The following is a 15,560-nucleotide window of genomic DNA, read 5'->3' as shown; positions in this document are numbered from 1 at the left end:
AAAGCAAAACACTTCTTAACATTATTTAACATGTTAATACTAAGTTATACGTTTATTTTGCGACAAAAAACATCTTAATTTATATAAATGATGAAAAAAGTTTTAGCATACTTACTAGTCCTATTTTCTATACTTACAGTAAAAGCACAAATTTTTGAACCTGTAGAATGGGAAACTTCTATAGAGAAAAAATCTGATACAGAAGTCGATTTAGTATTCACAGCCTCTATAGATGAAGGTTGGCACTTATATTCGCAAGATGTACCGCCAGATGGACCTGAAGCAACAGAGTTTACGTATACTAAATCAGATAAATATGAATTGGTTGGTAAAACAACAGAAGGAAAAGGACACGTTGTAGATGACCCTGTTTTTAATATGAAAATTAAATACTTTTCTGATCATGCAGAATTTAGGCAAACCGTAAAGCTATTAGACCCAAACATTCATAAAATTGAAACTATGGTTTATTTTATGGTCTGTGATGATAGTAAATGTTTACCACCAACAGAGGAAGAGTTTGAATTTGTTATAAATAAAAAGAAAGAATCTACAGCAAAAACGGAAACTAATGAAAATGCTATAGCAAAAACTAAAACAGAAGATTCAGATTCCTCTAAAAAAGGATTATGGGGTATTTTCTTTGTAGCGTTTTTATCTGGCTTTGCAGCTTTACTAACACCTTGTGTATTTCCAATGATACCAATGACGGTTAGCTTTTTTACCAAGCAAAGTAAAACTAAAGCTATAGGAGTAAGAAATGCAATAATTTATGGAATAAGCATAATAGTAATCTATGTATTACTTGGTAGTGCAGTAACCGCAATATTTGGTGCAGACGCCTTAAATGCACTAGCTACAAATGTTTGGTTTAATATTATATTTTTCTTGATATTAGTAATATTTGCAGCTTCATTTTTAGGAGCATTCGAGATTATGCTACCAAACTCATGGGCAAATAAAGTAGACTCTCAAGCAAATAGAGGTGGTTTAATAGGTATTTTCTTTATGGCATTAGCCCTTGCAATAATCTCTTTTTCTTGTACAGGACCAATTGTTGGAACCTTATTAGTTGAAGCAGCTTCAAAAGGAGGTATAGCCCCAATAGTTGGAATGTTTGGCTTTTCATTAGCCATAGCATTACCATTTGCATTATTTGCAGCATTCCCAGGATGGTTAAATTCATTACCAAAATCTGGAGGATGGTTAAATACAGTAAAAGTTGTTTTAGGCTTTTTAGAATTAGCATTAGCATTTAAATTTTTATCACAAGCAGATTTAGTATTGCAAACACATTTCTTAGAAAGAGAAGTATTTATAGCAATATGGATTGCCATTTTTGGAGCATTAGCCTTGTATTTATTTGGAAAAATACAACTACCGCACGATTCTCCATTAACACATATCTCTGTAGGACGTTTATTTTTAGGACTTTTTACACTAACATTTACTGTATACATGATTCCAGGATTATGGGGCGCACCATTAAATTTAATTAGTGCATTCCCTCCACCATTAGAATATAGCGAATCGCCTTATGGCGTTGGGTATTCTAAAATAGGAGGAGGAGCGTCTAGTAGTGAGCATTCAGACTTGCCAGAAGGCGCACATTTATTAGCCCCACACGATATTTTAGCATTTAACGATTACGATTTAGGTTTAGCTTATGCTAAAAAAGTTGGTAAACCAGTAATGATTGATTTTACAGGATGGGCTTGCGTAAATTGCAGAAAGATGGAGCAAAATGTTTGGCCAAAACAAAACGTTTTAAATATGCTTAAAAATGATGTCGTGTTGATCTCTCTTTATGTAGACGATAAACGACCATTACCAAACGGAGAAGTTCTAGAATCTAAAATAAAGGAAGGTAAAAAACTGAAATACATAGGGCAGAAGTGGAGCGAATTACAACAATTAAAATATAAAGCCAATGCACAGCCTTTTTATGTATTAATGGACCATGATGAAGCTAACCTAATAAAACCAGTGGGCTATACACCAGATGTTGAAGAGTACTATAACTGGTTAAAAACAGGAGTAGATAATTTTAAGAAATAAAACTTAAAATAATAGAAAGTATAAAGCGAGGCTATTTGTCCTCGCTTTTTTTAGCTTAAAATGGTAGTTTTACAACAAATTATAAAACATATAGAAGATGAAGTTGCAAGGGCAAATAGTAGATATAAAAAATAAACGTATATAAAGGCGAAGTTACAGTTGAAAACAATAAAATAGTTTCAATAATAGAAAAAGAGCATGATGTAAACCATTACATCATGCCAGGTTTTGTAGACGCGCATATACATATAGAAAGTTCAATGCTAGTGCCTAGTGAATTTGCAAAACTAGCAGTAACACATGGAACAGTAGCAACAGTTTCAGACCCGCATGAAATAGCCAATGTTTTAGGAGTAAAAGGCGTAGAATTCATGATAGAAAATGGAAAAAAAACACCTTTTAAATTTAATTTTGGAGCACCATCATGTGTGCCAGCAACGGCTTTCGAATCAGCAGGCGCTATTATAGATTCTGACGCTATTAAAACATTAATGGCTAATCCAGACATTAAGTATTTAGCAGAAATGATGAATTACCCAGGAGTGCTTTTTAATGATGCCGAAGTATTAAAAAAAATTGAATGGGCAAAGCATTATAATAAACCTATAGATGGTCATGCACCAGGAGTAAGAGGAGAAAACATTACAAAATACATAGCAGCAGGAATTACAACAGATCATGAGTGCTTTACCTACGATGAAGCTTTAGAGAAGCTACAAAAAGGAATGAAAGTAATTATTAGAGAAGGCAGCGCTGCCAAAAACTTCGAAGCTTTAATAAGTTTATTACCAGAACACTATAACGAAATGATGTTTTGTAGCGACGATAAGCATCCAGATGATTTAATAATCGATCATATCAACGCATTGTGCAGAAGAGCAGTGGCAAAACAAATAGATGTTTTTAAAATATTACAAGCCGCTTGTATAAATCCCGTTAAACATTATAACCTAGATGTAGGATTATTAAGAAAAGGAGACTTCGCAGATTTTATTGTCGTTGAAGATTTAAAAACGTTTAAAACCCTTAAAACCTATATTAACGGAGAATTAGTATATAATAATGGGCAATCTTATATTAAAGAAGTACAATTTAAAAACCTAAATAACTTTAATACCAATACAAAAACAGTTAATGATTTTAGATATGAATCATCAGCCGAAAAAATTAGAGTTATTGAGTGTTTAGATGGCGAATTAATTACAAACGAGGTTATAGTAAATGCTTTAATAGCAGATGGGAATTTAGTGTCTAATACAGATAATGATGTCCTAAAAATAACAGTTGTAAACCGTTATCAAGACCAAAAACCAGCAATTGCTTTTATTAAAAATTTTGGTTTAAAAGAAGGGGCCATTGCAAGTTCAGTCGGGCATGACTCGCATAATATTATTGCTGTAGGAGTAGACGATGATGCAATTTGTAAAGCAGTAAATGCTATTATAGAAGCTAGGGGAGGCATTTGTGCCGTAACCGCTTCTAAATCTAATACAGTACCACTACCAGTTGCAGGTATTATGAGTGATAAAGATGGAGAAACTATAGGGAAGCAATATGCAGCATTAGATAAAATGGCAAAAGATATGGGGTGTACACTTAATGCACCATACATGTCTTTATCATTTATGGCATTACTAGTAATACCATCCCTTAAATTAAGTGATAAAGGGTTATTTAATGGAAAAGATTTTAAATTTACATCCTTAGAGTTTAACTAACTTAGCCTTTAATGCTTTGGCTTTATTATAATTATAATGACTTTCTTTTTCTAAAATTAGATTTATAGTTTCTAAAGCCTTAGTCTTATTTCCTAATTTTAAATAAACCAAAGTTTTATACCAATACCCTTTAGAACTATCTAATGATTGTTCTTTTAATAAGTTATTAAACGTATTTAAAGCCAAATCATATTGTTCTAACTCTATATAGCTCACCCCCAAATAGGTTGTTGCTTGAGGGTTTATATTATTTTTTAAATAGGTGCTAAAAATAGTAGAAGCCTCTCTATACTGTTTATTTTTAAAAGCCTCTTGTCCTTTAGAAAGGTCGTTATTATCATCAGCTCTATAAGTTAAAGAAGGTAAATCGTTCCAGTTTTTGTATTCTGCATATAAATCTTCTGTAGTTTGTGAGTCACCAAAAAATAAAAAATAACCTAATAATAATGCTATAGATGCAGCAATTGGGTAAATAAATCTTGGCAACTTAAAAACACGTTGTTTAGAGTTTTGGTATTCGGTATTTGTTTTTGCAATAGCAGAAGCAATAGATTTTGCCTCATTACTATTTAAATAATTTTCAATAATTTTCACCTCGTCTGGGTTAGGTTGGTCCTCAAAAGCCCATGAGTTTTCATCTAATGTATTAAATAAATCTTTTTGAACAATAAATTCTTTATATAACTCAGAATCTTCTTTTAATTTGTTTTCAAACTCTAATTTATCTGTAGCATTTAGAGTGTTTTTTAAGTACTCATCAATTAAACTATATATATTATCATCAAACATTATATTGCTTTTAGTTGTTTAAATCGTTTGTCTTTTTTAACTAAATCACTTAGTTTTTTTCTACATTTAAAAACACGTTGTCGTGCTACAGATTCGGTTGTATACGATAGTTTTTTAACAATATCTGCATACGAAACCTTGTTATAATAGAAGCCTAAAACTTCTTTACAGTTTTCAGAAAGTTTATTAAACATTTCTGTGTATAATTCCCACTTTTCTTGTTCTAATAATTCCTGTATTGAATCCGAATGTTCATCATAGTGTTCTTGATTAGGAATGTTTGTTACCCTTCTTTTTTTTAAATTTAATTCTCTACGCCATAAATTCATACAAATAGTGAATAAATAGGCTTCAAATGACGAGTGGAATTCTACACGTTTTAGTTTTAATCGTGCACTAAATTGAATTAATGCTTTTTGAAAAACATCCTCAGCATCTTCCGTTTGCCCGCTATTTTTAAGAACAAATTTTAGGACTTTTGGATATACTAATTGGTAGATTTTTAAAATTCCTTTATTGTCTCCATTAATTAAACTATCACAAAAATATTTGATATTTTCATTACTCATATTGGTCATCATAAGGCTAGAAATGTAAATATAAATGAATAATGCATTTTTTTGTGGGTAACAAAAAACTTTTTTTGAAAACAAGTTAGTAAATACACAAACCAAAAAAATAATTAACAATGAAAACAAAAGCTGTAATTTACTTAGTCATTTTTATTCTATTAGGATGTTCTGTAGAAACTGAAAATATTGTAACAGAACAAGAAAACAAAACTTTGTACAATAAAATAAGTACACAATCAAGTCTAGCTAATCCAGACCCTTTAGACTATTCCCAAACAGAATTAGTAATAAAATTTAATCCAGGAATAGATGTAGAAGCCAAAGAAAGCATAAGGCAAAGCCATGATGTTATTAAATATGAAACCTGCTCTTGCTCCAATGAAGATATTGAAGTTTGGCATTTTAATACAGACGAAAATATAAAAAGTAGGTTAGGAGAAACAGAAGCAGATCCAGATTTAGAAGGATCAGAGTTACAATACTACATAACTAATTCTAATAATTTATTTAATATAAATGGTAGTAATTTAAAAAATTTGCAAACTAAAGTAGCGGCTTCTAATAGAGATGTTGTTATTGCTGTAATAGACTCTGGAGTAGATTACAATTATGAAGGTTTTAACATCCCCTTTTTGTATGATACTTCGCAAGAATCAAGTTGTAGTGATGACCCATTAAAGCAAAACATATCTGGATGGGATTTCGTTAATGATGATAATGATGTATATGATGATAATGGACACGGAACCATAGTTACATATTCTATATTTGAAAAATTAAGAGACGCAAGAGTACCATTTAGAATATTACCTATAAAAGCATTTAATGAAGAAGGTAAAACAAAATATTCTACTATAGTATGTAGTTACATATATGCCATTAATAACCCAGATGTAGATATTATTAATATGAGTTTTGGTTGGTACTATAAAAAACTAGCTATTTTAAATAGTTATATTGCAACAACTAACAATATATTACTAAGCACATCCGCAGGAAACAAAAGCATAGATACAGATGCTATACCACATTACCCATCTGGTTACGAATATGATTTTATACTAACAACAACAGGAATAAAAAGCACGTATGACGCATTAGCTCCAATGGCAAATTTTGGAGATGAAACAGTTGATATAGCTGCTGCAAATGAATTTATTTTTATGTATGATAGTACATCTCACCTTTACCAAGGCACATCTTTTTCTGCGGCAGAAACAACAGCAAGAGCTGCAACATTATATACAAACGGAGTAAATCCTATGATATTAAAAAATGATGTTATATATTCAGGGGTATATTTAAGTTCTTTAAATAATATTAAATATCCATATACCCTCGATTAATGATTTATAAAACAGTTAGCGCACAAATTATTACATTACTATTTTTTTGTACGACTTTATTATCATTTGCTAATAATGAATTAGATGATAAAATCAATACAATACTAGAATCTAAAAGTATTGAAAACACAGAAAAGTTTAATAAAATAATGACTATTGTAGAAAATAGTACAGCGCTAACTGAATTAGAACAATCACAATATTATCATGATATATCTAAACTGTTTTATGGAAAATATAAAGACCTCCAATTAGCTATTAAAAGTGTTAAAAAAGCAGTAATAATTAGAAGAAAATATAAAGACACAAATCCAGATTTATTAAAAAAAAGCCTATTTAACTTAGGCGTTTTTTATAACAAAAGTGGAGCTATAAATGCTTGGTATAAAACTTACAAAGAACTTTTAACAACAGGCACAGAAGACCGTAGACATGCTAAAGTATATGTAGCGTTTGGTAAATTTTACAGAAAAACAGGAGATTTTGCTAAAGCACTAGAAAATCTAGAAAAAGCACAACGTTACTTTGTAGCTAATAACGATAGAAGAGAACTTTTTTTAACCCATTTAAGTTTTTCGTACTTATATGCAAATATGGGGCGTATAGAATACTCTAAGGAAATAATTAATCATTTAGAGCAGGCAGACTCTATTAATACAACCTTTTCCAATTCTAAAAATAGAATAGCAAAAGAGAGCGATTTGTTTATAATAAAACAACGATTAGGTAATCTAGCTTTAGAGAAAGATGAATTTAATAAAGCAGAAAAAAAATTAAAAGAAGCATTAGTTATAGCTTTAAAACAAAAAGACACAAGTAATATAGCCTTGGTATATAGTAATTTAAGTAATATTTATATAGAAAAAAAAGAACATGCAAAAACATTAAAAATATTACAAAAAGCAAAGTCTCTTGCTAATAGTAATATCATTAAATCTCTTATTAATAATAATTTAGGCGATTATTATTTTAATACAAAGGATTATAAAAATGCAGAAATTAGCTATTTAAGTGCATTTAACGGTTTAAATAATATTACAGAAAATAGGCTACCAAAAGAAAGCGAGCTGTCCAATGTTCCTAATAAATTAGACGCATTAAGCTATTTAAAAGATATAGCTGGTTTTTATTATAAACAATACCAACTAAATAATGATAAAAAATTGCTTCAAAAGGCACTGGAAGCAATTATTATGGCAGATAAACTAGTAGATATTATTAGGTTGGGTAGTACAGAAAATATGTCTAAACTTATATGGAGAGAAAGAGGGGCAGGCATATATATGAAAGGAGTAGAGATAGCCTATCTTTTAAATAAACCAGCCCAAGCATTTTATTTTATGGAAAAAAATAAAGGGTTACTTTTATTAGAAGATTTAACAGCACAACAAGCTAGAAAAGCGAGTAAACTACCAGATAGTATTATTATAAAAGAATTAAATTTTAATTCTAAAATAAAAGAAACAGAAATAAGCTTAGCAAATGAAAATATAAGTAAAGATAGAGAACAACTTAAAAATAAACTTTTTACATTAAAGAGAGAATATCAGTTTTTTACAGACACATTAAAAATAAATTATCCCAATTACTTTAAATCTAAACAGGATATAAAAATCACATCAATTAATGCTATAGATCCTTCTATTTTAAAAGATAATACTGCTATTATAGAATTTATACTCGATGATAACCAAGGTTATGCTATAGCAAAAACAACGTCTAGAATTAAATTAATTAAATTAAAAGATATAAAAACATTAAATAAAGAAGTAAAAACATTAAAAACACTTATTTCTAAACCTTTTTATGACGAATCAAGCTTTAAAAACTTTAATAATCTAGCAATAGAAGTCTATAAAACGTTATTTAAAGAACTAGAAAATATTATTAAAGATAAAGCAGAACTAATTATAATTCCCGATTATACATTAGCATACATTCCTTTTGAAGTTTTGCAAACACATAGAAATGGAAACCCGTTATTACCTAATTACTTACTATATACAAAATATATTAGCTATGCCTATTCTGTAAATTTTTTACTGCAAAATGATAAAGTAAACAGAAGCCCCAAATCTAATTTTTTAGCATTAGCCCCCATAGAATTTAATAGTGAATTAACGAAGTTAACAGATTCAGAAATTGAAATTGATAATATTAATACCTTATTAGATGGCACAATTTTAAAGCGTGAAGAAGCTACAAAACAAAATTTTTTATCACTATTAAATAATTATAATATTATACACATTAGTACACATGCAGATTATGACAAGGATAAAACAACATGGTTATGGTTTGCAGATAAAAAAATGAAACAAACAGAATTATATACTATAAAAAGCCAAGCAGATATGGTGGTGCTAAGCGCCTGTAAAACCTTAGATGGCGAAATGGTAAAAGGAGAAGGTTTAAATAGTTTGTCGAGAGGTTTTTTTAGTGCAGGAGCAAAAAGTGTATTGTCTTCATTATGGAATACAAATGATAAAAGTAATACAGACATAATGATAGCTTTTTACAAGGAACTAAAAAATAATACACAAAAAAATATAGCATTGGCAAATGCCAAAAAAGAGTATCTAAAAAAACATTTTGGAATAGAGAATTCACCTTATTATTGGGCATCGAATACAATTAATGGGTCAATAGAAACAAAAATGATAACTTCAAAAGTAAACTATAGCTATTATATTCTTAGCACATTAGTTGTACTTTCATTAATAATTTTCACCATACTAAAGCTAAAAAAATAATTAATTAATTTTTTTTTGGGTAACAGATTTTATTTTTCATAAACACTCTTAAAAGGTGTAAGCTGAAAAACCTAATTAATAGAGTAAGCCTATAAATTAATTAATTATGAAAAATAGAACTACACAATTAAAAGCCTTTCTGTGCTTTTTGGTATTAGCTATGTTTAGCTACAATTTATCAAGTGCCCAAAGTTGGGATTATGTGAATTTTACAGATGGCTCAGATTTAGCTATTAATAATGCTGCTATAGATGGTTCCGATAATGTCTATACTTATGGCTGGGGATCTGGGTTTACTAGAGTATTAAGAAAATTTAATGCCGCTGGAAATATACAATGGACAAAAGACATTACCGGGTTAATAGATTATTCAAATAATAGTACCATGTCTGGAGGTGTTGGAGGAGTAGAATACTCTAACTCTAAAATTTATGTAGTTGCCAATAAAAGTGGTAAAGGTATTGTTTTAACCTCTGGAGTAGGAGCAGGAGATCCAACAACAACGTGGGAACAGTTGGGAGGAACTGCAACAAGTACAATTTCTGGAATAGTACTAAAAAATGGTCACATGTATGTTGTGGGATATTTTGGAGGTGTAAGTACTGGGTCTTCTACAGTAACGTTTAATGGAAGTACAACTTTAACAGGTAACGCACATAGTGGTTTTGTTGCAAAATATACTTATCCATCAAAAACGCTTGTTTGGGCTAAAAAAATTCATGCCTCAAATATTGCAGATGCTGTAAATGTAGATGTAGACAACTCTGGAAACGTGTTTGTATCTGGACACTTTAGAGGGACAGCGACATTTTATAATGGCACAACACCATATTCTTTTACATCTGTGTCTACTTGGACCGCAGAAACATATTTAGCAAAGTTTAATAGTAATGGAGATTTTGATAATACCTTTGGTTTAAAGGTAGATGCAACTTCAGATAATTATAACTGGAGAAGTTATGATGTAGAAGTAAGTGATACTAATAATGCTGTGTATTGGGCAGAAGATACAAGAGTTCGCGCATATAATAAAAATGGTTCAGGAAGTTTACTGTGGTCTAGAGATTTAGCATCTAAACCTTACAGAATTAAAACGAATAATTGTGGAGATGTTTATGTAACAGGGCAAGCCGGTACACCAGTAACTAAAAATAGTAGTAAAGCACCATGTGGAGGTGACTTTTTTGGAGTATCACTAAATGCAGTAAATGGAACAAGTGTATGGCCAGAAAACTCTACATCTTGTTCATCTTATGGAGCAGAAGTCTTAATAGACTCTAACAATAAAGAAGTGTTTGTAGGAAGTTATTTTTCTAGCGGCGGTAGCCAGCCATTAGTAATAGATACATTTTCGTCAGGAAACTCAAAAGGTTATTTTATTGGAAGGTATACAGACGACCCTGTAAATAGCTGTTGTAAAGCAACTTTAGAAGTCGGTAAGAGTAAAGTAATTTGCGAAGGAGATCCATGGCCAGTACTAGATATTACAGGACAAATACCAAATATTGTATCTATTAATTGGTATTTAAACGGAAACCCTTTTCCACAACCTGTAAATGCAGAAACTATTACCACTTTCGCAGCTGGTACTTATTCTGTAGTTGTTGTTTACGACAACAGCTGTACACTAACCGACTCTATGACTTTAGTAGTCGAAGACTGTCCAGCAGAGTGTGAAATAACACCAAAATTTGATGTTAAAACAAAATACTGTACAGCAAGTTTCTCTAACAATTCTTACGCTTCTGGTGCAACTACTATAGTTGGTTATTTATGGGATTTTGGAGACGGAACGACATCTACAGAAGTAAACCCAACGCATACATATCCAGTAGGTGGTAACCATACAGTAACGTTATACGTATATGGAATAAATGAAGAAGGCGATTGTTGTGTAGAACAAATACAAAGAAAGATATATATTAATGTATCTTGTTTACCTAAATGTGGATTAACCCCTAAATTTAAAGTATCAGAAGTAGGAAATGGTGTTTATCTATTTGAATCTGCATCTATAACAAATGGGTTTACAACAATAGTAGGTTACGAGTGGACAATAAATGGAACAGTAGTATCTACAGCTCCTTATTTTGCACAACCATTTTCTGGAGGAACATTATGTTTAACAATATATGGATTAACCTCTAAAGGAGAATGTTGTAGTGAAACAACATGTAAATCTTTTGCTGTAAAACCAGGAGAAGACAGTATAGAAAAAGAATTTAAAGTATTTCCAAACCCAACTCAGGATAATATAAACTTCGATTTTAGTTCGCTAGACAATACAAGAGCATCAAAAGAGATTTCTGTAATAGATGTTAACGGACGCGTTATTTCATCACAAGAAACTAATGAGGCAAAATATAGAATAGAAACTAAAAATTGGCCAACAGGATTATACCTTTGTAAAGTTACAATAGATGGTATTACAACAACAAAAAAGATAATTAAAAACTAAAGACCAATAATTAGGTTTAAAAAAGAAAGCGCATTAATTTTATTGATGCGCTTTTTTACTTAAAAACTCATAATAGATTACAAGTAATTTACTAACTTTAATCTCAAAAAATAAACCAAAATAATGCCGATAATTCAATCAAAATATAAGCCCCCTTATTTATTTAGGCAAGGTCATGTTTCCACATTATATTCTGGAATTATTAGAAACGTAGAAGGAGTAAAACAAGAAAGAGAACGTATTATTTTAAACGATGGCGATTTTTTAGATTTAGACTGGAGCTTTTCAAAACAAAAAACAAATAAGCTCATTGTTATATTACATGGTTTAGAAGGTAACGCACAAAGACATTACACCTTAGGCGTAGCTAAACTATTTAATAAAGAAGACACAGATGCCGTTTGTGTTAATTTTAGAGGCTGTAGTGGAGAAGAAAATAAAACCTTTAGATCATACCATTCAGGAGTTAGTGAAGATCTAGAAGCCGTTATTAATTATGTTATAACACAAAAAAAATACAATGAAATATATTTAAACGGTTTTAGTTTAGGCGGTAATGTTATATTAAAATATTTAGGAGAACGTACCACAATACCAAAAGAAGTAAAGGCAGCAGTAACAGTTTCTGTTCCAGTTTGGCTTAAAGGAGCAATGTTACAACTGCATACCTTTAAAAACATACTGTATACTAATAAATTTAAAAAAGATTTAATAGTAAAACTAAAACGTAAAAAACAGTTTTTTCCAGATAAAATTTTAGATAGCGATATTAAACGAATTAAAGATTTAAAAACCTTTGATGATGTATACACATCTAAAGCTCATGGCTTTGTTGATGCTTACGATTATTATGAAAAATGTAGTAGCCTTCAGTTTTTACCTAATATAACTATCCCTACATTAATTATAAATGCATTAAACGACTCTTTTTTATCTCCAGAATGTTTTCCTGTAAAAGAAGCTAAAAACAACCCTAATTTGTATTTAGAAATGCCAAAATATGGTGGGCATGTTGGTTTTTACGATAAAGGTAATACATACTATAACGAATACCGTACATTAGAGTTTATTAAAAGCATATAAAATACTATAACTTTCTAAACCTCTTCATTAAAAAAAAGAGCAGAATAAGTAAAATAATAATAAAAGCAACTACCTTTAATACAAAAGGATTAAAGGACGTAAATTCTATAGCATCAGGATTTCCTGTTAATATTAACGAGGACCAATAATAAGGCGATAACTCTGTGTTTTGATGCGTATTTATATAGTTTAATTTAGCATTATGTAACGCTTTAGATTTTGTTTGTCCCTCTTTTAAGTTTTTATAAAAATGAACTAGAATTTCATTATTAGATTGCTCATTTACATTCCATTGAGAAGCAATAACACTCTCTGCACCACTATAGAAAAAACCACGAGATAAGCTCATAACACCTTCTCCTTTTTCTAATAAACCACTAGCAGTTTTACAAGCATCTAAAACAACTAAACGCGCTTGGTTTTCTGTGCCATAGAGCTCCTTTAATGTTATTTTATCATTAGAAAAAGCTATCCATGGATCTTTATTTTCATCTAAACCAGCATGAGTATTTACATGGATAACATTATAGTCGTTTAATCCAGATATAAATGCTTTTTTTGAGGCCTCTTTATAAGATAATATTACACTAGGAACAAGGTTAGATATGGTTTCCATTTCTTTAGCACTACCCATTAAACTTGGTAAAGAATCTATAGTATAAACTATAGGAGCAAAGCCAATTAACTCTTTTTTTGCAACACGTTTTTTTTGCTCTATTTGTTTAAATACAGAAGCAGATTGATAATAAGAAACCTCGGTGCTTTGTATTAAATAATTTGAAGCATTTTTGTTAGAAGCCGTTATTAACGCTTCAAAAGGAAGGTCTCTAAGTTTATAATCTGGTATAACAGTTAATTTTTTATTAGAAATTAAATGTAAAGCATTTTTAAAAGGAAAAATTGTTTTAAAAACCGAAAATGCTACAGCATTATATCTATCATTATCTTTTTTGTAAATAATAGGTTGACTTATAAGTGTTTTTAAAACCTCTAGTTCATTTAATAGTTTAGTAACATCTTTTATTTCAAAAAGAATCGTTTCTGTTTGAGAGCAAAAGAGACCATAACCAGAAGAGTCGTTTAGAATATATTCTATATAGTTTGTATTTGCAGTTGTATGCTTTGTTTTGGCCTCGTTTAGACTTAAAATAGTAGGCTCTTTTTTAGTATTAAAATAATCTGGATATTGATTTTTTAATGAGTTTAAAAAATTTATATACTTGTTTTCTTTTTCTAAGTATAGTTTTGTTAACGTATTATCTTTTGGGAATTTATGCCGTTTATCTTCTATATCTAAAATAGCATACCTTAAATTAAACTCATGTTGTAAAATAGAATCGGGTATTTGTAACCTTGCTTTTTCTTCTGCCGATGTTAAATTTTCAAGAAGCAATAGCGATTTATTTTTTTCCATAAAATAAAAAGCATCTTTTGGAGAATCTAGCAAATAAGAAACTTTAACAGCAAGCATATATAAATCCACCCCTTTGTTAATCCAAAATAACTTTGACTTTTCACTAGAACTATCATAACGCATTAACGATACTAATTGGTCTATTTTATAAAGTGTTTCTTGAGCTCTTTTTAAATATGTTTTGTTTTTTTCTTCCTCATAACTTTTTACGAGGTAGTTAGCGTATTCTGTTAAATATATCAAAGCATAAGATTTATGCGATGTTAATTTTAATTTTTCTAGAGTTGGTAACTTAAAAGTATAGCTTAAGTTTGTTTCCTCATTAAAAAGTATCCGTATTGCTTTTTCAAAATAGGGGAGTCTCTCAATAGACTTTTTAGTATTTAAATAAGCTCCTTGGTTTGCATAAATGCCAGACTTTGTTAAATTGTCTTTAACCATAGTAAGCGCTTTATTAAAATACTTTTTTGCTTTACTATGCTCTTTTGTAATTGAGTATAATTCACCTAAATTATGATATAAAGTAGAAGCATTTGCAGAATCATTTATTTTTAGGTATTCAGTTAAAGCTTTATTGTAGAATTTAGAAGCAGTCTCATATAGGCCTATATTTTTATAAATTTTAGCTAAACTATTATCTATATATATAGGTCGCTTTAATTTATCATGAAGCTTTACTAAGTTCTCAATGCTTTGGACATGCGTGTTTATTTTTATTAAATCTTCTTTATTGTTACTTTTTTCACTATAAATATAAATAGCAGCTTTATGAGCATCATAGAGGGTTTTAGGATCTTTATAAAATTCATAAGATAATATAACTTTATTTATATATTCTAAAGCAGTGTAATAGTCACCAATAGTTTCGTGTATATATGCTAATGCATTATAGGATTTATACACAAATTTATCTGTAGAACTTCTATTTAAAGACTCTAAAACTTTGCGCCTCATACTCTTATTACCCATACGAGAATAGCAGTTTGAGATATTATATAGGCTATTATTTATCTTTTTTAAATCTTTTGGAGTTGATGCTTCCCTTATTTTTATAGCAGTTTTATAATTATTTATGGCATCAATACTATTTTTTTTTTGCTTACTATATTTGGCTAACCTTTCATGTAACAACCCTTTTCTATGATAAATATTAGCAATCCCTTCAGAAGGAGTTAAGGTATCTTGTTGCTTTAATAGAGAATCAAGTACTATAAGCCCTTCTGTAGGGGTGCTTTTGTTTTGATTGTATATTGTATTGGTTTGTTCAATTAAATCGTTAATATTTTGAGCATTACTAAATGAAGTTAATAGTATAATACTATAAAATACATATTTATATAAAGTCATTATTTTGAGGGTTTCCCCAAAT

At 29.7% G+C, this 15,560-nt stretch carries 8 protein-coding genes and 1 pseudogene; 6 read left to right on the top strand and 3 right to left on the bottom strand.

All coding sequences use genetic code 11. The features are described from left to right. Positions 1 to 90 precede the first annotated feature (90 nt). Positions 91 to 2,058 carry a cytochrome c biogenesis protein CcdA gene (locus ACVC08_RS18110; RefSeq protein ID WP_452603433.1) on the top strand — a complete coding sequence of 656 codons (1,968 nt, stop codon included), beginning with the start codon at positions 91 to 93 and terminating at the stop codon, positions 2,056 to 2,058. Between the two features lie 97 nt (positions 2,059 to 2,155). Beyond that, positions 2,156 to 3,776: pseudogene (gene ade, locus ACVC08_RS18105) on the top strand (adenine deaminase). On the opposite strand, the gene ACVC08_RS18100 reads toward ade, so the two are convergent. Both ACVC08_RS18100 and ACVC08_RS18095 read right to left on the bottom strand, forming a co-directional pair. Beyond that, positions 3,762 to 4,565, bottom strand: coding sequence for a tetratricopeptide repeat protein (locus tag ACVC08_RS18100; protein WP_452603115.1), 804 nt, complete (start codon positions 4,563 to 4,565; stop codon positions 3,762 to 3,764). The pseudogene ade and the gene ACVC08_RS18100 overlap by 15 nt on opposite strands. Beyond that, positions 4,565 to 5,146 (bottom strand): RNA polymerase sigma factor, encoded by a 582-nt coding sequence (locus ACVC08_RS18095; RefSeq protein WP_452603114.1) that lies wholly within the window; start codon positions 5,144 to 5,146, stop codon positions 4,565 to 4,567. The genes ACVC08_RS18100 and ACVC08_RS18095 overlap by 1 nt, the downstream gene beginning before the upstream one ends. 107 nt (positions 5,147 to 5,253) lie before the next feature. Here ACVC08_RS18095 and ACVC08_RS18090 point away from each other — a divergent pair, with 107 nt between their 5' ends. From ACVC08_RS18090 to ACVC08_RS18075, 4 genes are all read left to right on the top strand, one after another. Further along, a complete protein-coding gene (locus tag ACVC08_RS18090) occupies positions 5,254 to 6,483 on the top strand; it encodes a S8 family serine peptidase (RefSeq protein WP_452603113.1) in 1,230 nt (409 codons plus the stop codon). Further along, positions 6,483 to 9,236 (top strand): CHAT domain-containing protein, encoded by a 2,754-nt coding sequence (locus ACVC08_RS18085; protein WP_452603112.1) that lies wholly within the window; start codon positions 6,483 to 6,485, stop codon positions 9,234 to 9,236. Before ACVC08_RS18090 ends, ACVC08_RS18085 begins: the two co-directional genes overlap by 1 nt. A gap of 106 nt (positions 9,237 to 9,342) precedes the next feature. Continuing rightward, on the top strand, positions 9,343 to 11,694 hold the full coding sequence (locus tag ACVC08_RS18080; protein WP_452603111.1) for a T9SS type A sorting domain-containing protein: 2,352 nt from the start codon (positions 9,343 to 9,345) through the stop codon (positions 11,692 to 11,694). A gap of 123 nt (positions 11,695 to 11,817) precedes the next feature. After that, a complete protein-coding gene (locus ACVC08_RS18075) occupies positions 11,818 to 12,777 on the top strand; it encodes a YheT family hydrolase (protein ID WP_452603110.1) in 960 nt (319 codons plus the stop codon). 4 nt (positions 12,778 to 12,781) lie between these two features. Here ACVC08_RS18075 and ACVC08_RS18070 read toward each other — a convergent pair whose 3' ends face one another. Further along, on the bottom strand, positions 12,782 to 15,538 hold the full coding sequence (locus ACVC08_RS18070; protein WP_452603109.1) for a CHAT domain-containing protein: 2,757 nt from the start codon (positions 15,536 to 15,538) through the stop codon (positions 12,782 to 12,784). Between the last annotated feature and the right edge of the window lie 22 nt (positions 15,539 to 15,560).

The sequence above is a fragment of the Pontimicrobium sp. MEBiC06410 genome (assembly GCF_053601615.1).
Note: the sequence above shows the minus strand (reverse complement) of the source record. Positions and strands in the feature narration are given on the sequence as shown.